At 42.9% G+C, this 24,150-nt stretch carries 19 protein-coding genes and 1 pseudogene; 11 read left to right on the top strand and 9 right to left on the bottom strand.

Annotation, left to right across the window (positions count from 1 at the left end):
• Positions 1–23: 23 nt before the first annotated feature.
• From MAS10914_RS0124315 to MAS10914_RS0124305, 3 genes are all read right to left on the bottom strand, one after another.
• A complete protein-coding gene (locus MAS10914_RS0124315) occupies positions 24–2,735 on the bottom strand; it encodes a CHAT domain-containing protein (RefSeq protein ID WP_017318553.1) in 2,712 nt (903 codons plus the stop codon).
• Between the two features lie 15 nt (positions 2,736–2,750).
• A complete protein-coding gene (locus MAS10914_RS0124310) occupies positions 2,751–3,803 on the bottom strand; it encodes a DUF1822 family protein (RefSeq protein ID WP_017318552.1) in 1,053 nt (350 codons plus the stop codon).
• A gap of 90 nt (positions 3,804–3,893) precedes the next feature.
• Complete coding sequence (locus MAS10914_RS0124305; RefSeq protein WP_017318551.1) at positions 3,894–5,315, bottom strand: sigma-70 family RNA polymerase sigma factor; 1,422 nt, start codon at positions 5,313–5,315, stop codon at positions 3,894–3,896.
• Positions 5,316–5,647: 332 nt separating this feature from the next.
• On the opposite strand from MAS10914_RS0124305, the gene MAS10914_RS0124300 reads away from it, so the two are divergent.
• On the top strand, positions 5,648–6,511 hold the full coding sequence (locus MAS10914_RS0124300) for a hypothetical protein (RefSeq protein ID WP_017318550.1): 864 nt from the start codon (positions 5,648–5,650) through the stop codon (positions 6,509–6,511).
• Between the two features lie 23 nt (positions 6,512–6,534).
• Positions 6,535–6,876, top strand: coding sequence for a hypothetical protein (locus tag MAS10914_RS0124295; RefSeq protein WP_017318549.1), 342 nt, complete (start codon positions 6,535–6,537; stop codon positions 6,874–6,876).
• 29 nt (positions 6,877–6,905) lie between these two features.
• Here the strand turns inward: MAS10914_RS0124295 and MAS10914_RS31765 are convergent.
• A pseudogene (locus tag MAS10914_RS31765) lies at positions 6,906–7,905 on the bottom strand (FAD-dependent oxidoreductase).
• 400 nt (positions 7,906–8,305) lie between these two features.
• Between MAS10914_RS31765 and upp the strand changes: the two are divergent.
• The 3 genes from upp to MAS10914_RS0124275 all read left to right on the top strand — a co-directional run bounded on the left by upp (position 8,306) and on the right by MAS10914_RS0124275 (position 9,809).
• Entirely contained in the window at positions 8,306–8,956 is a 651-nt protein-coding gene (gene upp, locus MAS10914_RS0124285) for a uracil phosphoribosyltransferase (protein WP_017318547.1), read from the top strand.
• 76 nt (positions 8,957–9,032) lie between these two features.
• Positions 9,033–9,389, top strand: coding sequence for a hypothetical protein (locus MAS10914_RS0124280; RefSeq protein WP_017318546.1), 357 nt, complete (start codon positions 9,033–9,035; stop codon positions 9,387–9,389).
• Positions 9,390–9,536: 147 nt separating this feature from the next.
• Entirely contained in the window at positions 9,537–9,809 is a 273-nt protein-coding gene (locus MAS10914_RS0124275; protein ID WP_017318545.1) for a YggT family protein, read from the top strand.
• A 73-nt stretch (positions 9,810–9,882) separates the two neighbouring features.
• On the opposite strand, the gene MAS10914_RS0124270 is transcribed toward MAS10914_RS0124275, so the two are convergent.
• The gene (locus MAS10914_RS0124270) at positions 9,883–10,341 is read right to left on the bottom strand and encodes a hypothetical protein (protein ID WP_071599855.1); all 459 of its coding nucleotides are present in this window, start codon (positions 10,339–10,341) and stop codon (positions 9,883–9,885) included.
• A 245-nt stretch (positions 10,342–10,586) separates the two neighbouring features.
• Between MAS10914_RS0124270 and MAS10914_RS0124265 the strand changes: the two genes are divergently transcribed.
• Positions 10,587–11,192 carry a hypothetical protein gene (locus tag MAS10914_RS0124265; protein ID WP_017318543.1) on the top strand — a complete coding sequence of 202 codons (606 nt, stop codon included), beginning with the start codon at positions 10,587–10,589 and terminating at the stop codon, positions 11,190–11,192.
• An 88-nt stretch (positions 11,193–11,280) separates the two neighbouring features.
• Here MAS10914_RS0124265 and MAS10914_RS0124260 read toward each other — a convergent pair whose 3' ends face one another.
• The gene (locus MAS10914_RS0124260) at positions 11,281–12,153 is read right to left on the bottom strand and encodes a shikimate dehydrogenase (RefSeq protein ID WP_017318542.1); all 873 of its coding nucleotides are present in this window, start codon (positions 12,151–12,153) and stop codon (positions 11,281–11,283) included.
• Positions 12,154–12,254: 101 nt separating this feature from the next.
• On the opposite strand from MAS10914_RS0124260, the gene MAS10914_RS0124255 reads away from it, so the two are divergent.
• A complete protein-coding gene (locus MAS10914_RS0124255; RefSeq protein WP_017318541.1) occupies positions 12,255–13,196 on the top strand; it encodes an alpha/beta fold hydrolase in 942 nt (313 codons plus the stop codon).
• 561 nt (positions 13,197–13,757) lie between these two features.
• Here MAS10914_RS0124255 and MAS10914_RS0124250 read toward each other — a convergent pair.
• Both MAS10914_RS0124250 and MAS10914_RS0124245 read right to left on the bottom strand, forming a co-directional pair.
• Positions 13,758–14,804: an NAD(P)/FAD-dependent oxidoreductase gene (locus MAS10914_RS0124250; RefSeq protein ID WP_017318540.1), complete on the bottom strand. Its 1,047-nt coding sequence runs from the start codon at positions 14,802–14,804 to the stop codon at positions 13,758–13,760.
• Entirely contained in the window at positions 14,782–17,007 is a 2,226-nt protein-coding gene (locus MAS10914_RS0124245) for a hypothetical protein (RefSeq protein ID WP_017318539.1), read from the bottom strand. The genes MAS10914_RS0124250 and MAS10914_RS0124245 overlap by 23 nt, the downstream gene beginning before the upstream one ends.
• 464 nt (positions 17,008–17,471) lie before the next feature.
• On the opposite strand from MAS10914_RS0124245, the gene MAS10914_RS0124240 reads away from it, so the two are divergent.
• Positions 17,472–18,494 carry a hypothetical protein gene (locus MAS10914_RS0124240; protein WP_017318538.1) on the top strand — a complete coding sequence of 341 codons (1,023 nt, stop codon included), beginning with the start codon at positions 17,472–17,474 and terminating at the stop codon, positions 18,492–18,494.
• A 13-nt stretch (positions 18,495–18,507) separates the two neighbouring features.
• Positions 18,508–20,235, top strand: coding sequence for a hypothetical protein (locus MAS10914_RS0124235; RefSeq protein ID WP_017318537.1), 1,728 nt, complete (start codon positions 18,508–18,510; stop codon positions 20,233–20,235).
• 136 nt (positions 20,236–20,371) lie between these two features.
• On the opposite strand, the gene MAS10914_RS0124230 is transcribed toward MAS10914_RS0124235, so the two are convergent.
• Entirely contained in the window at positions 20,372–21,160 is a 789-nt protein-coding gene (locus MAS10914_RS0124230) for a class I SAM-dependent methyltransferase (protein WP_017318536.1), read from the bottom strand.
• Between the two features lie 324 nt (positions 21,161–21,484).
• Between MAS10914_RS0124230 and MAS10914_RS0124225 the strand changes: the two genes are divergently transcribed.
• Both MAS10914_RS0124225 and MAS10914_RS0124220 read left to right on the top strand, forming a co-directional pair.
• The gene (locus tag MAS10914_RS0124225) at positions 21,485–21,718 is read left to right on the top strand and encodes a hypothetical protein (RefSeq protein ID WP_017318535.1); all 234 of its coding nucleotides are present in this window, start codon (positions 21,485–21,487) and stop codon (positions 21,716–21,718) included.
• A gap of 550 nt (positions 21,719–22,268) precedes the next feature.
• Positions 22,269–23,927 (top strand): alpha-amylase family glycosyl hydrolase, encoded by a 1,659-nt coding sequence (locus tag MAS10914_RS0124220; protein ID WP_017318534.1) that lies wholly within the window; start codon positions 22,269–22,271, stop codon positions 23,925–23,927.
• Positions 23,928–24,150 lie beyond the last annotated feature (223 nt).

Genomic DNA, 24,150 nt, shown 5'->3' with positions numbered 1-24,150 from the left:
TCAAAAAAACCTGATTTCTCCTTCTAGAGCCAATTCCCTACTAACACAAAAGGTGCCCAAAAATATGGACTTTTCTCCTGAGCAAAAATAGCTAGTTGGGCACGCTGGAGTGCTTCGGCTTTATTCACTCCAGCGTTTAACTGTTGGTAGAACTTACTCATCAAATTGGCAGTAGACTCATCATCCACTGACCACAATGTTGCCAGTGTACTGCGTGCGCCAGCCTGCACTGCAACCCCAGCAAGTCCCAAGGCGGCTCGCTTGTCTCCAAGAGCTGTTTTGCAGGCACTTAGGACGAGTAATTCAATACTTCTAGACCTATTGGTATCACTGACTCGCAGTAAATTATTAAATTCCTTCACCTTCAGTAGTTTATCCCAAGTCAGAATAAAGGTTTTTTCTGGGTCGGAACTAAACTCACCGTGAGTTGCTAGGTGAACCACTGAGAAGGGAGCAGATCCCAACTTGTTTTGCAGGTTGTTTTCGGTGAACTGGTGATTTAAAAGTTTTTCACTTTTGGGGACTTCTGACTGGATTTGTTGCAATTCCCGTGGTACGTGCTCAAGCGGAGGAAACTCTCGGTCTTCAATAACTCGTTCTGCCGCGACTCCAGCAGCTAAAGTGTTTAACTTGACCTGTTGCAACGGTTTGGGATCAAGGAGTTGCATACCAGGGCTTACGGCGATCGCATACTTTTCGACCAAATATTTCTGCTGTTGTTTGTCATAGAGAATTGCCATTGGTATATTTCGCAACTCTCCATCTAGTACAAAAACTAGAGTTTTGATGCCACTTGTGCTTAACTCTGCTTCAGCAGGTCGGATTAACCAATCGTATATCTGTTGCGACAGCTGCTTGACCTGAGAAGTCCGGGTTACATCCCGTAAATATCCTCTCAGTTCTTCGACAACACGTTCTACTTGATCTTGGGTTATTAAAGTTTTGTAGTGGCGCAACTTCTGGTTAGGCAACTTGAGAATAACATCTAGACGGTCTGGCAAAATAATTGGATAGAGAACAGCTGCTTGTTGGTCTTTTTTATCAATCACTGGGTCAAGTTCCTGCTTGGGAGTTAAACAAGCTGAACGAAAGAAGTTGTCCAGTTCTGCTAATTGCAGAGATTCCATCACCAAACGAGCTTGCCGTAAATTCTTTTGACTTTCTGGGTATTGGACATTGAATCCTTTTACTCCCCCCTGTGTGCTCTGTTCCCCGTTCTCTGTTTGCAACAGCAATGCCACTAACTCCCGATACACGGGTTCTACACTTTCCCGGAAGGAAAACTGAATGTCTGGATTGACAGCAACTAAATCACTACGTAGAGACTGGAGAGTGTAGAATGCTTCAAAATAGTAGGCGATTGCTCCTTTTATATCTCCCTGTAGCTTGCGTATACGCCCTAGTTGCCATTGCCATTGATAAACGATGTCCGATGCATGAATACTTTTAGCTATAAACAAACTTCTCTCAGTCACCTTTTGGGCATCAGTGAACTGCTGATTGATTTCATACAGATTACCTAGAGTACCAAGGGCATAAGATTCTGCTCGCTTGTCAAGCAAGCTTTGCGCCTGCTGGACTGCGATAGCTAATATTTGGGCAGAGCGTCCCAACAGAGAGGGAGATGTTGCTTTATCTTCCCCTTTTCCATCTGCCAGTTTCATCAAACTTTCAGCAAAGTTAATTTTGGCATCAACTGTCATCCGGCTTGGGGGCAAGTTGTTGATTTCCGACTCGATTTGGGACGACAGTACCAATGCATCTGCAAATTGCTTTATCTGTATAAGTAGGCTCAGTTGATTAAGCTGTGCCTGAGTACGCGTGATTGGTTCAACAGATGCAGTTGCAGCCTGCTGGTAGTAATGTAGCGCAGTTTTCGTATCTTGCTGGGCGTGGGTTGTGGTGCCAAGGCTGAAGAGAATTGCACCAACAAATTGATGGAATGACAAGGCTTTTGCAAGTGCTAAACTTTGCTCCAACACATATTGGGATTCCTTTAAATCACCGACAACTTGTAGAATATTGCCAAGGCTTAGTAACCCTGAGGCTTTCATAGGTGAATCTGGTTGGTTTTTGAGGGTTTGTAAAACCTCAGTTAATATCTTCTTTGCCTGACGGTATCGCCCCAAAACTTGCAGAGCTTGAGCCGAGTTAATGCGGTTACGGGTTAATGCAGCACTTTCTTTTATTTGTTGATAAATGTCAGCAGCTTGTTGCCAAGTGATGAGTGCTGTCTCGCCTTGTCCCTGCGACAATTGTAAGCGTCCTCGCACATCTAGGGCTTGTGCCAGAATTTTAGAACGCTCTTGAGAATTATTCATATCATTTAATAAACTGAGACTTTGAGCGATCGCTTTTTCTGCTCGGTTCCATAAACCCAAATGCTGAAGAGCTAACGAGAGATTACTCAACGTCATAGCTTCCCACAAGCTATCTCCTTGAGTTCTAAAAGCAGCAGAAGCCTGTTGCAAAAATTTAACTGCAAGGGTGAACTGTCCAGCCTCATAAAGTTTTTTACCCTGTTGCACAAGGTATTGCGTCTGATCCTGGCGAATTGTGGAGTCTTGTGCAGCAAAATTGACAGGGGGAGCTTGTGCCAATACGGGTGATATGATCACGCACAGAAACACAGCTATTAGCGCCAGTAAGGGTTGACCTTTCCAATCCCTACCTGAGTACTTAGAGGGAAAAATGGATTTTAGAATACGGAAAAATACAGGCTTTTTTCTCGCCACGCTCTTTCCCCTCAGCTACAACTCAAAATCTTCTTTCACCTTGAGAGTCTCTCCTAAACTTAATTCAACACTGAAGCGTTTTCCTGATTCCCCCTTGAAAGGTTTCAGTTGAATGTAGTTATCTTGAGATCTTGAAGCGACTTGCTGAAGAGTTTTCCCGGCTTTAGATAGTAAAGTCAATTTCAACTGAGACGGCAAATATCTTTCTCCGGCTGTAGGATGTAACTGGATCAAAACAGCCAATTTATCCTCAGATTCCTGTGTGATATTTACCAGGAGCGCTACATTTTGATGACCTAGTTGCACTCCCAAGTCAATGAGTTTGGCTTTCTTAGGACCTTTGTGTGTAATCCTGGTACTTAAAGCTAAATTGGCTTGTGGATTGATCAAGGTGTCAATAGTCTGCCAGCCTTCTTCAAAGACTCCCTCTAACCATTGACTCAACTTGGTTTTGGTCTTGTGCAAAGATGTCTGGAGTGAAACAGTCGAAGACTCGATTGAAGCTACAGGTAAAGGGATAGCTGAGGGTTCTGAGAAATGATGATAGAACAACAGGTGATTGAGTTCTGCATCAAATAAAGACAGCGGTAGCTGATAATAACCATCACGTAACGTTTGTAAATTGACTTGACTGTGAGAATCAAGAAGTTGGTCGTAACGTAGCAAGCCTCGAAGAATAACTTGTTCTTCCTCTTCTAAGACCTCAACCACAACATAGAAATGAGCTGCCAAATCTGGTTGTTCAATAGCATCTCTTGGGATATTTACCACTTCATCTAGCAGGTGCTCTGTGGCAATTGGACAAATCTTAAATTCACCTACTTTGAGATGACAACTAGTTTTAATAATATTCGTATCTCGATGGATTGGTTGCTTTGGCATACGTGTACTTAGCCATTTTTCACAGCCAAGTATTGCCAGTGTATTTAGATAGGTTTGCCACTGTTGTGCTTCACCAGTCACCCGTTGGCTAATATTTCTTGCCTGGTCAAAATCTTCTGGTTCTAGCCAAATAGCTTCTGAGAGCAGAAGCCTTATATCAGTTGAATTCACTGAGGAATTAAGCATTATTTTACTCCTTATACCTTATATGTGTTTAGCTCTCAGTCCCCCTTTGTCCCCTTGGAAAAGAGGCAATAAGGGATCTGTATGTACGTTCTATTGCTGTCTTATGTATTCGCGTAGTTGTTGAGCATACAAGCTATTCATCGAACGGCTCTTCCCCACTCTGATTTCTTCTGCTGCTTCTCGAAAGATTTCGTCATCAGCAAAAGCTTCTATATACTCAGCCAATGTTTTGAGATAGTCTGGTTCAGGAGGCATTTTGGTCAAACCCTTCTCAAGAGCCTTCTTTAAAATGCTGTCAAGAAGTTGTTGAACTGTTAAAGTGCGTATCTTACTGAGCAGATCTCCTGGATTCAATACTCTTCTGGCTTGGTCCCAACTCGTCATTCCCAACTTAGGAGCAATATCCTTAAGAGATAAACTCTGACCATAATAGAGGTGCAAACCAGGAAGAAATTGTTGAGCAAAGGCAGCATATTTTTTGCTTTTTTCCAAGCTAGTAATGCGATCGCATATTTCTTCGTCTATCGCATTGGTCAAAGCTATGCTAAGTTGCTCATGCAAGAAATCTAAAATTTCCTGTTGTTCTATATCTAACTCATCGAGATTATCAACAGATAAATCTGATCTAAAGGTATAACCTCCACTATCAGGGTCATGGATTTCTAAAGATTCTCGATAACTCCAGATATCATAGTGTCTCAATTGTGTGGCTACCTGTTTGAGTTCTTTCATCAACTCTACGCTCGAGTTAATGATGACATCTCTTTTTCGTAAACCGTTAAGCATTTCTTGAAGTTGAGCGCTTGATGGATCTGGGCATTTTCTTCCTCCCTTACGGTTCCCTTGAAGTCTGTCACGCCGATAGACAGCATGAAAGACTTCTAATAAATGGATATCGCGCTTTGATAAACGTTCAATTTGTTTATTTCTAACTCTATTGAGAAGTGCCCAGTCGCTAAGATGCTTAAATCCAAATTCTGATAAGTAATTTTTTAGTTCCGGATTTTGTCTAGTTTGTAAGTAGACCCAATTGTCTAAGCTCATTTTAGACTTGGAGTCTGCATTAAATGTTTGCAAAATCCTCACAGAAAAGAATTTGTAAGCTGTTGTCTTAGCTTCACCATTGCTATCTACAATGAGTTGACTTTTCCCATCCCGGTCTATGATAACGAGAGTTTGTCCATCATCATTCAGGACATAGGATAGCAAATCCTGGTAGGTGAAATGCTTTTCACCACTAAATAGACCGTCAATTTTTTGACAGGCTTTTAGGATGGGTTTAGAAACGTAGCATCTTAGACAAAGTCCCGCCTGAGCGCGACTTGTAGCATTAACAACAGAATTTTTAGCGAGAAAATAAGACAGCAGAACAGCTTGCGTGTCTTTATAAGCAGGATTGCGAACCTGTTGGTTTAGGAACTCCTTTGCTGGAGGAACTGAACAGTATTCGTATCCTACCGTTTGACTGGCGCTGATTCGGCAAATTTTCCAGTATCTCAATGATACATCCATGGTAACTGTCACGCCCCAGAATAACTAATCTTTTCAGATAGTTGCATTCAATATCTAGATGCCAGCGTTTTCAACTTATGCAGTTCTCCCAGTCTGCTTGGAAGTTGTCACTCTAAGCAACATATTTTCTGGAAAAGTGCATAAGTTAATTTCGCTTACATCTACTTATAGATAGAGCAAGGCTGGTAGGTAAGCTAACACAACCAGCAGTGAGCTAACTTTGTTGTTTCACCATTACCTATTATCTGACATCAAGTTTTCATGATGCAAGATTAGGGAACCGAGTGGAATTTAGGTGTAAAAATTATCTTCTTTGAATAAGAAATATAGCTATGAGAAAAAATATTCATAAAACGGTAGCAGTCTTTGCTGTCATAGCAGCTTTAACTAGTGGTTGTCGTTCTAGCGCGGAGTACAAAAAACTGACACAAGCTGGAAATGAATATGCTGATGCTGTTAATAAGCTACTAACCTCTGCTAGTGACATGAGAATCGAAGCCACTTCCGAGATGCTCTTAAAAGATGATCGAATATCAAATCAAAGTGTTGATAACTATACTACGCTTTCTAAACAAGATGAAGAAAGGTTAAGGATTATCGACGACATTCGCAATCACAACCAACTTCTACAGGCTTATTTTTCCAAAATGCAAGAGTTGGCGACATCTGATGCACCTGATCAGGCTAGGACAGAGATTGACGGTATTGCAGACAACCTCAACACTATTGGTAATAGGCTTTCTGGAAGCGATTTGATTACTGATAAAAGTCTACTTCAAAATGCCACCAATCTCGTTATTAACTCTCGAATTCGTGGTGCGTTAAGAGAAGAGTTAGAAAAACGCCACGAGGTTCTTCTTAAGGAGTTAACAATCCAAGAGAAGGTATTACATGCACTGAGTGATTCTCTACGGGAGGATGTGAAATCGATAAAATTAGCGCGAGAGTTGCGCCTTGTTATTCGACCTCTCACTCAGCCTGAACAAATAAAAGATGAGGATGAATGGATTCAAAACCGCAAAAACATTCTTCTCATGGATGCAAAGATAGAAGAAATTCAAAAGGCAAGCACAGCCTTACAAAAATTTAGAGAAATTTTTCAGGCTTCTGTAGAAGGGAAATTAAACATAGCACGTCTTAATAATCATTTAAAAGATATTGATTCATTTCTTGCACTTGTAGAAAACGATAAATAAGCTGATTAAGGAGTATTAACATAATGGCTCAAAATCAATCTCTTGAAGAACTGCTCAAGAAAATTAGAGAACAAGAACAAAGACTCGATTCAACAGAAATTCAACTTGCTTTTGAAAAGGAGCCAGACCAAGCGAAAAGAAGGGCTTTTATTAAAGACCGAGGAAGTTATAGAAATGCCCGTATACAGCTAGAGAATAAAATCCTAGAAAAGACTGCCAAAAACCTGAAACCTCTTGAATCTCAGCTTGAAGAGGGTATTAAAGATTTAGAAATTTCTTTGAGAAAACTTGACAACACAGTTGCGATTTTGTCAAAAATCGAGAACGTTACCAACATCTTGGGAAGCATTGTTACAATTCTTTAAAATTGGTTCCTGATTGGCACTCTAAAAAATCAAAACCCTAAATCTACAGCAATGCGATGGGCGCACGCAAACCCCGAAAAGGCCACTGCATTCAACCCCTGACCTGGAAACGTACTATCACCCAAACAATAAAGTCCTGGGATAGCTGTTCTATCTTGGATGTCGCAAGAGGACTCCCGTTACAGGCTTCGCCTTAACTTGTGACTATAGAGTCCCTTCCGGATCTGCCATCCTTTCCCAATCTTCTAAGATAATGTGATGACACTCCGTCCCCTCAGGCAGAACTTCTGCCTTCACTCCCATGTGTAAGCTGAGAAAACTGGGCGACTTTTGATAGCGTTGCTGCCACTTTTTTTCATTAATAGGAATTGCTTGTTGACTAAGTAATTTCTCAAATGTGTCCCAGCGCGTAGCATTTGAAACGATACGTTTGGCACGGTAAATTTGACCGTTTGCCAGTTGTATACCTACAGATCGTCTATTTTCATAGCGCCTTGCCACATCTGCGGCATTTTGGGGCAAATACTTCACCAAACCAAGACACGCTAAAGGATGCTGAAAAAATACACGCATTAAATATCGGGGTTCTTCTAGAGACAGCAAGTCTATGCTGTTAAGACAATGAAATACTTTCTGTGCTTCATCATAAAATCTACGAATCCCTTGGCTCTGATTGGGAAAATAAGCAGTCAGATTTTGCAAAAATTTATCATATACTCGGTCAACTTTCAGGTCTAAGCCATTAGGCAGATGATAGTGAATCTGCACTGAATCAGGAATCACTTCTAAGCTAACGTTGACAGCTTCCAAGGCACGAGAAAGTAAGTTGGTGGTGCCGTTCTGTCCGAACCCAAAAATCATCGACGCCCCAACATCGAAGCGATAGCCTTGCCGTTCAAAGTCACCGGCACTGCCTCCTGGAATGAGATAACGTTCCAATACCAGCACTTTAGCACCTTTTGCTGCAAGGGCGATCGCTGTCACTAAGCCGCCGATACCAGATCCAATGACGATAACATCACTCTGCATACATTTTGTTAGTTGGGAGTTGGTAGTTGTTATACCAATTCCATTTAAGGCTGCAAAAACTCTGTTGCTCAAACCCTTAATCAATAAGGATTGCCAGCGTCGAGCAAACTTTGTAGGTACAGAGAAAATTGGTATTAACTACTATCTACTATCCACTAACCACTAACTAATTACAAAAAAGAGGGACAAGCCTGCTACCGCTGGCCAATCCCGTCTGCCGATCCTTAAAGAGAGGAGAACACTGACCAATAATATAACCCTGATTGAGAATAAATGTCAACTATAACTGCAAACTATTATCAATAATTTTTAGTTAGTACCAATTTTAGCTGTCAGCCGCATCCAGGAAGTATTATTATGTTTCAGTTGTTATACGATATGGAAAAGCCTATTTCCGGCTATGACGCTACAATTGCGTGTTTATGTCCCACCCCATCCCCTCATTAAGCACTGGTTGGCAGTCGCCCGTGATGCTGGCACACCCTCAGTATTATTCCGCAGTGCAATGACTGAGTTAGGACGGTGGTTAACTTATGAAGCAGCTAGAGAGTGGTTGCCAACTCAAGAGACAACCGTGCAAACTCCCTTAGATTCATCTCCAGCGACTTTAATAGATCCAACAGTTCCAGTGGCGGTAGTGCCAATTCTGCGGGCTGGGCTAGGATTGCTAGATGGAGCGCAGACAGTGTTGCCTTTGGCGTCGATTTACCATCTTGGCTTGGTGCGAGATGAAAAAACACTGCAACCCTCTTGTTACCTAAACAAACTACCAGAAAAATTTTCACCACAAACGCGAGTGTTAGTCACCGATCCGATGTTAGCAACGGGAGGGTCGATGATGAGTGCAATGGCAGAATTAACACAACGAGGTGTTGACCCAGCCCTCACGCGGATTGTTTGTGTAGTAGCAGCTCCGCCAGCTTTACAAAAACTGAACGATGCTTATCCGGGTTTAATAGTTTACACTGCTACCATTGACGAAACGGTCAACACTCAGGGGTTTATTGTACCGGGATTAGGAGATGCAGGCGATCGCATCTTTGGGACATAAGCTAGTATGCAGCTAAGACAGCATAAGCGACAAAAAAAATCCTAGAGGTGCAGCGTTTCTTCAAGGCGGTAAAGATATGAGTCAAAGAGATGGTTTTGCAAGCGGTTTTTTTGCTGGAGCAATTTTCGGTAGTGTCGTTGGTGGTATTGTCGGTGCGCTAGTTGTAACCAGACGAGATCCAGAACAAGCAATAGAAGAAGAGGCTCAAATGACCACTAACTCAGTAGAAGCTAAAAAAGCAGCGAAAAGGCGTCAGATAAAAGCCTCGGAAAATGAGAGCATGGAAATGGAAATAGCGCGGCGATCGCTTGAAGATAAAATTGCCCAGCTCAATGCCACAATTGATGAAGTGCGGCAGCAGTTAGGGAATGTGAATAGCAATTCGGATCAGATCAATCACGAGCGTTCCTCGCGCAGTGAGGAGTTACGCTAACAGATAGTTTCGGATTTTAGCAAGTGCCAACTACAAGCGTGAGATTGGCACTCATGGGGTAGCAGAATCCGCACCCGTGATGACAGAGGCTAAATTAAAATTAATGATAAGACCGCATTTAACACTTAGCAGGAAATCAACCAATCCATGAATCTACTGATTACCACACTGCTTACTTTCATACAGATTTATAGCACTCTACTGATTATTAGAGTCCTGTTGTCATGGTTCCCCAGTATTAACTGGTATAATCAACCATTTGCTGCATTGAGCCAGATTACCGACCCCTATCTGAATATGTTCCGTTCCATTATTCCCCCATTAGGCGGCATGGATTTTTCCCCGATATTGGCGTTTCTGTTACTCAGCTTATTGAGTACTTTGCTCTCCTCCCTCAGTGCTGTTCCATTACTTGGCTAACTCTAGACCAAAGATATAGCAAGCTTTGTAGAGACGCTCGTAGAAAACGTCTCTACAGGTTCATAACGTCCAACTACTTACGCACTGCAGCACCAAATCCAGCCGCCTTGAACTGTTTCAACTTCAACGGTAAAGGCTGGTTTGCCGGCACAGAAATTCTCAATTCAAAATCACTCACACCAGGTGGGATTTCCTCGATAGAACCAAGACGGGTACGGTTTTGCATCACTGAGTCATTGTTGGCATCATAAATCCGCCCAAAAATATCTGCATCGTAGACGGTTTTGTTAGTGCCATTTTGAGCTTTGCCTGTGACAATAAAACAGTTTGCTGCCATCGTTGTACCACCACTCGTCACGGCTCCTTGTGCTAGTTCTTGTGGACACTCATGATAGGAAACATCCGATAGTTTAATCTGTGTCAGCGCCCTAGCGCTTGGAGGAAACACCCACGATAGAAACCCAATGACACAGGAGATGAAAATAACCTTAAGTAGTCCTGAATACTGAATCCTGAGCCTTGAGAAGTTCATAATAGCTAAAGGCAGGGCGTTTAACAACGTTAGTAGGGTATTTTTCTTTTCCATATCTTAAATAACAAGAAATAAACAGACTATGTAACAACAGAAGGGCTGCGGCTAACTCAGCGCTGGCGAAAAGCTTCTCATAACTCTTTTCAACCTCAGCTTACCTGAAATTCACTCTCAAGGTATTAGCGCGTTCTTTTTAACTTTTGTAATATTTATTAAATATTAAACCCTAAATTGCTACGTCACTTATGAGTCCAGATGAGATTAAAGTAGCCTTGCAAGCAGCGTTTTATCGTTGTGATGTGGCAAGCTGCCCTCTCACTGATACACAAAAAGAGATATTATTGCAAGTCTTGGAGCAAGTTAAGGGAAATCCTCCTGCTGAGGAGGACATTGCCAATCCCTTAGACGAACTGACGCCAGAGGAATTGCAAGCATTTTTAGAGTTCGTCGAAGCACAAGAGGGAAAAAACTGCTCTTGGAAAGTGCAATTACTTAACGACTGGCTGCATGAAAATGACTCTGGAGCAGTACAATTTATCCGCGAGCGCTATGGCTTGCTGTGGTTGAATCGTGTTGAACCATATCATTTTGATAAGTATTCTGCTAAGGATGTACTTAACCTGAAAGTAGGCGATCGCATTGAAATTTGCAATGCTCTTTGGGAATGGGTACAAGATAATGGTCCTTGTCCCCGGGAATGGTATTCCTGCATTGTCATTAAAGTTGATGAAATGAGCAATGGTGATCACTCCTCAACCAACTGCATCATCCGCTTCAACAACGGCTCTGAGTTTGAAATTCAAGGTATCTATGAATGGAACCGCTTTAATTGGCGAAGACCCCAGGGGTGAAGAGGAAACGGGGAGGGGAAGAATGGGAGAGGCGGGGAAGAAGAGTTAACTCCTCCACTCCTCCACGCCCCACTCTCTTGTCTTCCCTCTACTCCTCTAGACCCAAATGCTGTCGCAGCGCTTGGCGCATCACGTCTACAGGAACTGTGTCCCGTTGCAACCAGATTTTTAATGCTGCTGCGCCTTGTTGAACAAGCATTTCTAGTCCATCAATGGTAATGGCACCTACTTGTTGCGCCTGCTTAAGAAATTGCGTTGGGTTAGGGGTGTATATCAAATCGTAGGCGATCGCTTGCCGTGGCAAATGCGCCATTTCCTCTGCACTCAAAGGCGACTCCTCAACTTTGGGATACATCCCGATGGGGGTTGTGTTTACCAGTAAGTTTGCTTGGGGAATGAGTTTTGGCAATGAATCCCAAGTGTGGACGTGCAAATTCTTGGCTTCGCGCGAATTGCCCCAACTGTTGCGAAATTCTTCTAATTTTTGGGTGTTGCGTCCAATGACCAAAATCTTGGCACAACCTAATTCAGCACAACCTGCGACAACTGCCCTGGCTGCACCACCATTGCCTAAAATGACCGCTACTGTCTGGCTCCAATCTCGGTTATACGTTGTTAATAGAGGAGCAAGGAATCCTTCAACATCGGTGTTTGTCCCTACCCATTTGTTGTCTTTACGACTTACTGTATTCACAGCCCCCACGGCTTTGGCAATAGGTGAAATTTCTGATAGCAAAGGTAGTATCGCCTGTTTGTGGGGAATTGTGACGTTAAAGCCAACAACACCAACAGCGCTAAAGCCTTGAATAGCTACTTCTAAATTCTGTGGTTCTATTGGAAAAGGGACATAGACACAATCTAATCCCAACTGGGCAATAGCAGCATTATGCATCACTGGTGATAGCGAATGTTCTACCGGATACCCAATCACTCCAAGCAGTTTAGTTTTGCCTGTAATCATTTGTTTGTCATAAGTCCTGAATTATTAGTCATTATTCACTGATACACAGGACAAATGACTCCGTTAGAATTATTAAAAGGTACTTAACATTTCTTCAGATCATGCAGGCAACGACAGCCCCCTCTAGAACCCCAATTCCTGGTCAATATTGGCAGTGGCGAGGGCATAGCATTTATTATGTAAAAGCGGGAGAACCACAGCCCCATCGACCTCCCTTATTGCTGATACATGGGTTTGGAGCTTCTACCGACCACTGGCGTAAGAATATCACAGGACTGTATAACGATTTTGAAGTCTTCGCCATTGACCTTTTGGGATTCGGACGTTCCGCAAAACCTAAATTAGAATACAGTGGCGACTTGTGGCGCGACCAACTTTACGACTTTATTACTCAGGTAATTGGTCAAAAGGCAGTGTTAGCAGGCAATTCCCTAGGAGGGTATGCCAGTATGTGTGTTGCAGCACAACGCCCTGACGCAGCAGCAGGCTTGGTATTGCTTAACAGTGCTGGTCCTTTTAGCGAAAATCAGCCTTCAGCTGAACCGGAAGCTTTGCAAACTCAAATTGAACCTCCAAAGGCGAACGATCAGTTGCAAAAACTACTAGGTGATGTTACCAAGTGGATTTTTCAACAGCCTTTAGCCCAGTTTCTCTTATTCCAATACATAAAACAACGTTGGGTGATTCGCCAAACTTTAGAGAAGGTTTATCTTGACAAAAGCGCGATTACAGACCAATTAATAGAAGAAATTTATCGCCCTGCTTGCGATTCGGGTGCTCTTGATGTGTTTTCCTCTGTGTTTAGCACTCCTCAAGGGGAAAAAGTTGATATGCTACTGAAGCAATTAACTTGTCCTCTGTTGATGTTATGGGGAGAAGCTGACCCTTGGGTGAATGCTAGAGAACGTTCAAACAAGTTTAGGCAATACTATCCTGAACTGACAGAATACTTCTTGCGGGCGGGTCATTGTCCCCATGACGAAGTACCAGAACAGGTGAATCTTCTGTTGCGGGATTGGGTTTTATCAAAAGTGATAAAATAAGAGTTATGAGTGAGGAGTACCTAGAGTTTAAAGGTGTCGCTTCTCTCAAGCGGATATGTGGGACAACACGCTTATCCTCAAGGTCTAAAAAGCTTTAAAAAACGCGAAAACCTGGTCAAGGGGACCAGGTTTTTCTAAAAAAGTTTGTAGTGATCAAACTGCTTTTATGGTTCAGAAAATATCAACGGTCAACAACTAGGGTGGACAGAAAAACTAGCAAACTCAACATATCTTTGTTTTTCCGCTTTAGGATTTGGCTTCGCCTCTCAAATTAAGGGTTGAGCCACATATCATCACGCTTATGCCGACGTTTGCTCGGGCTTGTGACGGGAGACACCGAGTCATTTGCCCTTCTCAGTTTGGTTATGCCTTGTTTGGTGTCTTATCTATTAAGATATCACCCCTTTAAGGAACCACAAGCAGTTCTTAACCTAAGTTAATAAGTTGTAGAAGTTCTCAATAAGAGGGGTGTAGCACAATTCAAAATTATCAAAACCGCTGTAAAACCGTTAACCTAAGCATAGGAGTCACCCTCCCCAAAGAAGCACCCATGACGATTTCTCAACGAGGAGTTCCATAGGCAGACTCATGTGGCAGCATGGCATAAAGCCTGCTTAGGTTCTCTACATCGTGCTGAAACCAATTATGAATCCACTGACAATAATGTTGGGTCGTTTGTGCAGGGGTGAGATAATCCAAGAGTTGGGCTGCAATCAAATGTCCAGCCATCATCCCAGACATGATTGCTTTGAGCACTCCATGACTTGATGCCGGGTCGAGTACCATCGCTGCATCGCCAACGATGAAATAACCAGATCCCGCCGGTTGCGAAACGATACGCCAAGTCACATCCGCCGCCTGCATTTTCCGGTGAATCTTGAGTTCGTGGAACTCTTCGGGGAGCCAGTCTTTTTGGATTTTTTGACCAATCAACGATAAGCGCGTCCACTGGTAAAGTTGGGGTTGCACTCTAGCAGTCCACGTCCAGCCACCAGAGTCAGCAACGATCGCTGGAGCATCATCTCGCGTCGGACATTCTCCAGTTGCGTAACCGTAGTATGCAATCAAACGAGGAGAGTGATAGTTAATTTGCAATCCTAATTGTCGAGCTAACCAATGATGACTTCCCGTAGCATCAACCACTTGAGATGCCCTGAAAGTTCCTTGGCTTGTCTCAACACCCACCACTGTGCTCTCTTCCACAAGCAGGCGGGAAGCTTGGCAGGGTTGAATAACCGTCACACCAGTCACTCTTGCTTGATTAAGCAAAATTGCATCAAAATCGGCTCTCCAAGCTTGAAATCCTAACCACGCTCCCGAATCATCTCCTCCAAAGGGGACAAACTGTCTCTCGGTTTCCCACTGTACCCAATTTCCCATGTGGCGCACAAAGCCAGCTGCTAACACTGGCTCAAGCACGCCTAACTGCTTCAAAAGCGGTTCTACACCAGGGTGCAAAGTTTCACCGGGGTGAGAGCGAGGAAATAAGTCTCGCTCAATTAAGACAACTTGTAAACCCCTTTGAGCGCATGCGATCGCAGTAGCAGAACCAGCAGGTCCGCTACCTATGACAAGCACATCAGGATTAAGCACGTTCCCAGATACCATTGTTACGTTTCAACAAAATGTTCAGCGGTGTGACAAACAGCGTTGTGGTTTCTTGAATTTCAACCAAGCGTTTTTGAGAATTATCTGGATTTAGGAAAGAATTTCCATGACGATAGATTTCAAACCGATAGATGCTGCCAACAAGCGTCATTCCTGTTTGAGTTTGTGCCTGTTGCAATTCTGAATCAGTTGGCTGCACTTGACGGAATGAAAATACGCTCCACTCTCCTCTCTGGTTAGGAGTAATATTTAAAACCTCATAAACCTTTGCCATTGTTAAAACTCTGGCTTCATATTCACGCACATCAACCCGACCCGTTAGCGATAGCGAGAATTTGTTCTGCAAAGAATTCTCTACATAATCCGCATGAGCCAAATCTGCATATTCTATAAAGGTTGTGCCATTCCTCGTCACTCTTTGAGGACCTGCGATTCCGTCCCAAGGTAAATTACCAACCTGACCAATTTCTTCATCCGTCAAAGGACTGACAGTGGGCCATGCGGGATTTGGCTCAAATGTCCGTGCGGCATCGGGAGCAACTGCGGGCCAAAATGTACTCAGAGCAGCACACAGTTTGGAATCTTCAGGGAAAGGACTGCCTAACCTGTAAGTGGCTAAATGTTCCTCTCCACTTTCCGAAACAACTGTACCGACATCCCAACCAGGAGCAAATAATCCAGCAGCCGCATCTGGGAGATAGGCATGGCGTATTGTTGGTGATCCATTCAGCGGCATTTGTCGCACCGCACCTTTCAGGGGTAACGAGACAATTGCAGTGACGGTTTTATCTTCAGGACGGAAATTAGCACCTTTTAACTGAAGGTTAGGAGCAACGCGATTGTCCGATAGCGTCTCTGGCGGAATTCGCCAGAGATTCTCCCTTAGTGTCTGAGGGACTGACTGCTCTGTCCACTCCAGTAACTCTCGCTGGTCACAGTTGGGGAAGAAATCTGGCGCTGTCACCAGGGAATAAGCAGGTATACGGCGAGGAATTGCCACAGCTAACTCTGGACATACCGCTTCAACCCAGCCATCGCCTGTAAAATCGATGTAGTGTACGGCATCATAGCCACCTATTTGTACCGCACCCTCTACATCCTTTTGATTGTTGAGATTTTCTACTTGACCATTCTCTGATACTTTGTGGCGAACATGAACATATTCAGGACCATTTGCAGGAATTCGCAGGCTGGAGGATAATCTCTCACCTTCTTCCTCCCTGTTATTCTGTGGCACCCTAAAGGTTAGCACTTGTCCTTTGTACGTTGCTGCTTCCACTAGATTGGATTGAGCGACTGGAATTAAAAGCCCATTGCCAAAATCCGGCTTGGTTGTGAATTCAGCAATACCTTCTGTAAGAATGAACGGGGGATTGCTAAGATCCGGCTCACTCCATCCTGTGTTCCATCCCGTTTTTCTCAACTCCAAATGAATTCGCCGCAGTTTCTCATTGACATGACGGGCATTGAGTGTCACCTGTAAATTTAAATCGCGAATGCATTCTCTACCGTTGAACAGTTTATGGAGAGGAACCCAGAACTGGTTGCTGTTATCTCCTGGCTGAAAACGCATAGGACCGAAAACACTACGATTACCTCTGCGTTGAACTGCAATATAGGCAGAATATTTAGCTGGTAAGACTCGAAATGCATGGACATCTCCCTCAACAAAGGGTAAAAATCCGCGAAGTTGAGCGTCATACAGTGGTTCAGAGGTTCCGACTCGCGCTACACCAGTACGCGAAAAGCACATATCAGCGTGCTTGCGGTGAACAGTTTCTGCACCAGGGCGATACTCTGAGGCAAACACGACGATCGCCAAACGTTGCCCTTGTGCGCGAACTTGTAAATCTTCCCAAGAAGGAGGTTGCACACCGTAAACGAAGTTTTCAATGATTTCGAGTTCTGCTAATGTCGGATATGCTTGTGAATTTGTACTTTGAGCATTTAGGACAACATTAACTGAAGCAAAGGCATGAAACAGCAAGCTCCGAGCCGGATTTCCGGCTTCTATTCCTCTTGTGCCTTCACCTGCAAAATCTTCAAATCCTGGAATATTACGATTAATATTTGGCAGTTCCTTGGTTAATTCCTGCTTGAGGTTGGTTGCAGTAATGTCAAGTCCATGTGCTAGCAGTAAGTCGCGCCATCCCAAAGGAGCAAGGCGATCGCAAACTCTTTTGACTTCTTCAATTAAGGACATAACTTACAATAAACTCCTTTTTTTAGAGAATATTAGGACTCATTTCTTGACAAAACATCAAATTTGTGTAAACCCAGCACTTGATTTATGGAATGGAAGTTAAGCTGAGAAAGCTTAACTTCTACTCAGTAGGTATAAACAGAAGCAACTTATGCACTTCCGGATAGGAATGGGAAAGAATGCTAGCAAATTGTAAACATATGCGGCTTTTGAGATTATCCAAAACTACCTGAACAAAAAAGAACTCAGGAGTCAGGAGCCAGAATGGCAAGTGTACGACTGGCAGATGAGTAGAGGGTATAGCCCATATCCGGAATTGCATAAGCTCATTGTGTTTCCACTTAATTAGAAGGCACACAGCTTTCTAAGCTGAGTTTCGGTGTTGCAAATCACTAAGACTTTCGTGCACATAATGCGATTTATGTCAATCTGTAAGTTCTATTTGAATTAAAAAGGGAAGCAAGATGTTTGCATACGCAGACCCAACAGGGTCAGATTTTCTCAACCGCCAAAATGCGCTCGAAATCTATAGATCTGAAATTGATATATTCTACAGACGCTCTGCTCTACAACGTAATTCTGCTTTTACCTTCTTAGAGGCTTTTGAGGGACTGACCCCGGAAAAAGGGCTACGAGTAGTCACAATTCCTTGGCTTGCTTTTCCTAAACTAGCGAATAGACCATTTGAAGTTATTGATGCTAATAGATTTGATTTACAAGATGAATATGTTGAATGGCTTACTGAGACTAGAGATGGCAAGGTTACTCGCGTAACTTTCACCACTGAGTTTCCTGAGTATTACCAAGCCTTAGCAAAAGTGAGTGCTGATGCTCTCATTGCAGGTATTCAAGACACTATTGCGGGAGCAAATCCCACAATTGAAGAACTATTTGGTTCTGGATTTAATCCTAGAACTGCCTCACCACAAAGTCGTTCAGATCAATTCCGCAGGCATTTAAGACAAAATCCCTGGAACAATGGGCAGAAGGGAATTCTTTGCTTAACTCAAACGAACAACACAGCGGGCGCATTATTTGGCTTAGTCGAACCTTGTGCAATATCTAGACTTGACATCCCTGCAGCAGCAGTCTGTGGGCAGGTTTCTTGTGTACCTGAACGTAACTCAGATCCAGCTATTTGTCAAGAGGCTCAAAATGCAGCCCGAAACTCTCTTGGTTTAAGCTTGCAAGACCCGGTAGGCATCAAAATGCTCAGGCTGGAAGGTCTTTGGAACATCAAAGGACAACAAATCGATATCAACGATCCCAGCGAAAATCAAGGTGCTTGGGTTATCAGTCGCAATGGTCGCCGCGCCGTGCTTGATGTGACTCAAGAGGTAACGATTGAAAACACAACAATCACCACTGGAGCGCAAGTAGCAGCCAAATTAACAGTTGGTGCAGATGTGATTGCAGCGCCAGAGTCAGTGCTTCCTGATTGGGCACAAACAGGGGAAGAATCCTCGCGGTTAATAAGCCAAATTTAGGAGATTAACAATAATGCATAAACTTATAACAGCAGCAATCATTTTTCTACTCAGCTTTATGATGTCTACGAAACTTGCGTTAGCTCAAGCAGCGCCAGTTTCTCTATTAGAACAAAGAAGAGACGGGGGAAGAGTTCAGCAGATATCACCAACAACCATTACCTCTTTAGGCGATCCGTTTTTTAATCTCGTGCTGAAAGACCATGCAGATGCCGTCAATCTTGCTGATATAGAACAATTCATTAAGGGTGAACGAGGGCAAGAGCAAACCTTCGTTGTAGATGAGACTATTGTTGATACTAGTCCAACAATTGGCACTCAACCAGCCTCCAGAAGAGCAGTGTTAAGCTTTACAGGAAGGAATCAAGAAGAACAGCTAGATCGCAATGTCATGCTTTCTGTGTTCTTTACCTCAGAAAACTTTCCCGATGTACAATCTATTGAGGCTTTGGGCTGGGATGGTCAACGAGGTCGCTACAATTACTACAAGCTCGATCAGCAAGGAACACCAGGAAGATTGTCTTGGAAGTTTCGCAACTCATCCGTTGAAGCCGATTTACTACAACCAGCGCAACGCACAGGAACTTGTCTGCAATGCCATATCAATGGTGCGCCAGTTATGAAAGAACTGGCTTTTCCTTGGAATAACTGGCACTCTATTGCATTTAACGCAAGTTACTTAAAGTCAAATTGGAGGGTTGGTACAAATTCTTCCAGAATTGCCCAAAACTTAGGAGGAGCAGAACGGCTGGAAACAAACTTCATCCTTCCAGCAATTAACCAATTTAATGAGAAAAAGATGGATGAGAGCCTTGCTCGTAATAACGGTAGCCCAGTCATTAATCCTGATGGAACTCAACAAGTCATTAGAGGAAAACGGCTTTTACGCTCCCTATTTGACACCACCGAGTTTAACCTGATTAGTAGCAATCAACAGGTAGGCAATCTTCATCCTTTTTCCAATACTCCCACATCAGGACCTTTTGCTAACGTTCAAATTCCCAATACTTTCTTTCTCAACGCCAATTTAATCAGTGGTAGCACACCATCCATAGCACAAGGCTTAAATATTGCTGAAGGTTTGAGATTTAGCAATATAGCTCAGGTTCAACCTGATGAATACAGACAACTGTTGAATCAATCGGGAGTTAAACTTGATGGCAAGCCAGGAGATGCCAATTTTGCCTGGTTTGTGCCAGAACCCAGTCATGTTGACAATAGTATGGTTGAACAACTCATGAAAAGAGGAGTTGTCACACCTGAGTTTGTCGCGGCTGTAATGGCGATCGATTTGGAAACACCAGTCTTTTCAGAAGAACGGAAAAAAATGTTAGAGTTTATTCCAGAGCAATTTAACTTCCAGCCCCTACAGTCAGGTACAAATCCTCTAACTCTCACACGACACCCAGACGATTTGACTCAAAAAGTCATTGCTGCTTTGGAACAACAAAACCCAGCAAGTGATTCAACCGCAGGTCAATTCTTAGCAATTCTTAAGAGTAACAATCCCCTGCAAGTCCTCCAGGAACGGGTTCAAGCTTATAGTAACAGCATTGATCAAAAGCTGAACAAGAGCGGTCAACAAACTCGTCAAGCTGAACTCAATCGGCTTTATGATTTAGCGATCGCCAGAAGGAGGACAATTATCAGCGATCCAGTATTGGCAGCACTTAATGAAACAGGAAACGAACTTTTCCCTGTTCCTGATGTAGGAATCGCATCTGCGACAAGCAGTCAATAAGCGTGAAGAAATCCAATAGTTAGGAATTAAAAATCCCTGGCTTATTTATGTAGAGACGCGAAATTTCGCGTCTCTACAATCTCATTTCTGCATCATTTGACTTTGGCTTCATCTGGTGAAGTTGGTTTCAATGACCCTATATTTTTTGGGCAATGTGAAAAGCTGAGAGATATGAAACCTGGATATTCCTTGAGCAGTTCCTCTCAAGCGCTTCCCGCAAGCCTTCAAACAAAGAATTCCTCTTCTGCGGCTCTAGCGCTATGTAGGGCGAGTAAGTACTTAAAAGCCTAAGATAATCATCAATGCTATAGGTAACTTCACACGCCAACTGTTCGGACACTAAGTCCTTGAACTGACCTGAGTTAATGACATTTTGTCCAAACCTTCTGAGGCTCTGTTCCTGAGTTGCTCTGTCTTCATATCGTCCAAGCGACGGAGCCAGAGTTTGATAGACCTCATTCAACACTTGGTAAACTTCATACTGAGGTTGAAGTGTCATGTTCCACAGTAAAATCAGAGAACCGTTGTCTTGCAGGGCAGCAGCAGCTTTTGGATACCCAATCTCAGGTGTAACCCAATGAAAAGCAGTCGCAGACAAAACGGCATGGAATCTCTCAGTCTCTAGCTCCCACTCTTCAAAGGTGGTATTCCTAATCTCTACATTTGGATACGGCGCACAGTTCTGTCGCGCTAGCTGGCAAGCTTCCTGGCTTGGCTCAAGGCAGACCATTGAGAAGCCCAATTGAGCAAACGATGTAGTTGCAGTCCCAGGACCGCATCCCACTTCAAGAATGATTGCGTCCTTTGGGAGTTGGGCTAACTCTACAGCACGACAAATTAGCTCTTGAGGATAACGTGGTCTTACCTTGTTGTAGGCGTTTGCTACTTCACTGTACCAGTTTTTTCTTTGTTCCAAATCTTTCATGATCTGTATTGAAAGTAAGCATGACTCCCTGTACACCGAAAAAAGCTATATCAACTGGATTGTTGCTGTTTGCGGTATAGAAGCTCTATTTTACAAAAACTAGGGGGGTAAGGGTGTGAGGAACAGTGAACAGTGAAGAACTGATAACTGATAACTGGTAACTGATGTGTGAGGGGGTAAGGCAAAGAATTCTTTTTTAACTCGTGCATTAAAAACACATTCTACCCCTACACCCCTTTGAAAATCTAGGTGTATGGCGAGGCTGTACTGCACGGTTAAACAATCCATCTTATACTACAAATTGTCACTCATTCAGACAAAACCATGCCAACGAACCTCATCATTCTCATTGCTGCAGTCATTGTCGCGTGGGTAGTGTTCCGGGCTTTGCTCAGTCTGCTGAAAACAGCTATTAGTACGGCGATCGCCATTTTTGTCATCGTCGTTATCTTGATGGTTTTTGGTTTTAGTCCCCAAGACCTTATGCAAGAAGTCGAGAAGCTACCTCAAATTCTGAAGCAATTTATAACAGAGGTGAGAAAAATACTAGGCTTATAATTTTCGACGATTTTCAAACTTCATCGGTTTTAGAAACATTGCTGCTAGTCTTTCAATTCGCACTTGCTTAAATCCTTGTAGCAGCCAAATTAAGATTTCTACATTTCGTCACTCATTCGCACTTAGTTAATTTTGAAAACAAGTGAGATAAAATTGAAATAGTATTTTAATTTTGTCGGTATTGTTGACAACAGCAAGCCGAGATTTTTTTCCACATTGCACCCCCATCCTTTCACAAAAGCTTTCTTTTTGCTTGTTATCCCATCCGAATAGCCTCTGAAAACTTATAATTAAATACTCCAAATAATTCAAATACGACTTTTATGAAATTTCCTTCTTCAGATAAGGTTAAAATTTATTAACTTATTTCTTTAGGATGATTGGCTTATTTAATTAGGAGTTGGAGAATATTGATGACTGGCACGATTAATTCAACATTTGCTAATCACTAAATGTTAATCGCTTTGAGCCATTAATCATTTAGTCACTAGCAACCTTATAATTTATTTTCATTTTGCCAGCAGATTTCCTTATATCTCAATCTACTTCTATGGCAAAGCCAATTGAATTTAATTTATTCGCACCCTACAACGAAGCCGCTGCTGTCATTGGTTCTTTTTCCGACTGGGAACCAATCTCAATGGAAAAAGGTGATGATGGTTATTTTCGCACAACTGTTGAATTAGAAGACGGCGAGTATCAATATAAATTCCGCGTTCAATCAAAATCTTGGTTCTTTGAACCAGATCAATGGGTTGATGTTACAGATCCCTACGCCACTGATATTGATGAATTGAGTGGAAAAGATAATGGTATAGTACGGGTCAAAGATGGAGAGCGTATTGTCGATACCTACGTTTGGCAACACGACGATAAACCCTTACCCGCAGACCACGAATTAGTTATTTATGAATTGCACGTTGCAGACTTTTCTGGTGGTGAAGATGACCCTTATGCACGCGGAAAGTATAAGCACGTAGTTGAAAAATTAGATTACCTTTGTGAATTGGGAGTCAACGCCATTGAGTTGATGCCACTCAAAGAATACCCAGGTGATTATAGTTGGGGTTACAATCCACGTCACTTCTTAGCCACAGAATCAAGTTATGGATCTACACAGGAGTTGAAAAAACTAGTTGATGAGTGCCACGCCAGAGGTATTCGCGTTATCATTGACGGTATTTATAACCATTCAGAAGCATCAAGTCCGTTAACACAAATTGACCACGATTACTGGTATCATCACTCTCCCCGCGACCCTGATAATAACTGGGGACCTGAGTTTAATTATGAAAAATACGATGAAAATTTAGATACCTATCCTGCTCGTAGATTTATTGGTGATACGGTACGTTTTTGGATTAGTGAATATCATGTTGACGGTATTCGTTACGATGCGGCGCGGCAAATTGCTAACTATGACTTCATGCACTGGATTGTGCAAGAAGCCAAAAAAACTGCTAGCATGAAGCCTTTTTACAACGTAGCCGAACATATTCCTGAAACGACCAGTATCACCAATGTCGATGGACCGATGGATGGGTGCTGGCACGATAGTTTCCGTCATGTGATTACTGTACACATTTGCGGTGACACTTTTGATTTAGAGCAACTTAAAGATGTCATCGACTGCAAGCGCCAAGGCTTCATAGGTGCCACAAATGTTGTGAATTACCTCACAAACCATGACCATGATCGCCTAATGGTGGAACTGGGGAACCGCAATATTTTTGACGAAGAAGCTTTTAAGCGGCTTAAGTTGGGAGTCGCTATTCTCATGACAGCCGTTGGTGTACCTTTGATTTGGATGGGTCAAGAGTTTGGCGAGTACAAACCCAAAACCCAAGAGTCATCCAAAATTGAATGGGCATTGCTAGGCAATGACCTAAATCGCGGCTTGTTTGAATACTACAAGGGCTTAATTGAGCTGCGTAAAGACAATCATGCTCTCTACACGGAAAACATTGACTTCATCCACGAAAATCCAGAGGCAAAAGTGTTCGCTTACAGCCGTTGGAATGAAGAAGGTTCTCGTGTTGTGGTTGTGGCGAATTTCTCAGAAAATTTCCTTGCTGGCTATCACGTTCCTAATTTCCCTAATGGTGGAACATGGCACGAGTGGACTGCCAATTATGATGTGGAAGCTGGCGATGATGGAATTATGACTGATTTAGGACCGTACGAAGCCAAAGTGTTTGTTTGGCATTAGTATAATCTAGTTCCTCGGAAACATCCCAGGAATTAGGAAAAGGAACCACTGATAAACACAAATGAACACAGATAATGAATCATCTGTGTTCAATATGCTCAGATAAGCAAGATATTTTGCCGATGTGATAATTTGTGTAGAAACGTTGCAGCTTAACGTCTCTACACATATGAAATTGTCACAAATAACCCTTACCTGAAGAATATTTCATCATCTGTGTAAA

It is taken from the genome of Mastigocladopsis repens PCC 10914, assembly GCF_000315565.1.
GTDB lineage: Bacteria > Cyanobacteriota > Cyanobacteriia > Cyanobacteriales > Nostocaceae > Mastigocladopsis > Mastigocladopsis repens.
This window is presented reverse-complemented; position numbering and strand designations above follow the sequence as displayed.